The 658-nt window shown below is 48.5% G+C and carries 1 protein-coding gene; it reads right to left on the bottom strand.

Annotated elements, in window-relative coordinates; genetic code table 11:
* Nucleotides 1-645: AMP-binding protein (locus tag ACYVIC_RS10515; protein ID WP_460859736.1), on the bottom strand; the 645-nt coding region annotated here is incomplete at its 3' end.
* Nucleotides 646-658 lie beyond the last annotated feature (13 nt).

The following is a 658-nucleotide window of genomic DNA, read 5'->3' as shown; positions in this document are numbered from 1 at the left end:
CTTCTCGCCCGTCAGTGCTTCACGGTTTAAATACCCCCGGGCAAGCCCATCTCCACCTATATGCAGTTCTCCAGCCACTCCCTGAGGCACAAGGGCCAATTCGTTAGACAGTACATAATAGGCAATATTGCTGTTCGGATTTCCTATGCTAATTGTCGAGGTACTATTCGTTATCGGTTTAATACTGGAACAAATTGAGCTCTCTGTGGGTCCATAGGCATTAAAGAGCGCTACTCTGGAGTGCCAGTTGGCAATCAATTGTTCATTACAGGCCTCTCCTCCCATCACCACAGTTTGCACCCTCGGCACAGTATCAGGAGCCAAGCTTGACAAACTGGAAGGCGTCATCATCAGATGGCTAACATGATGCTGGTTAATACAATCGGCAATACCTGCCCCCCTCTGCTGCATAGCATTGGCAATCACTAATCTGGCTCCTTTGCTTAGGGTCATCCAGATTACCCAGGTGGCTGCATCAAAGTTGATTGAAATACTCTGTAAAAATACAGAGCTATCCCTTACTGAGAACTGCTGTGCATTATCGTAAACCGTATTTATCAAGCCCCTGTGCTCCACCATCACCCCTTTGGGCTGCCCTGTCGACCCTGAGGTATAAATCACATACGCCAGATGCCGGCTGCTCAATCCCGCAACTTCT

It is taken from the genome of Rheinheimera gaetbuli, assembly GCF_054781935.1.
The sequence above is the reverse complement of the archived record's forward strand: the minus strand, read 5'-3'. Positions and strand labels throughout refer to the sequence as shown.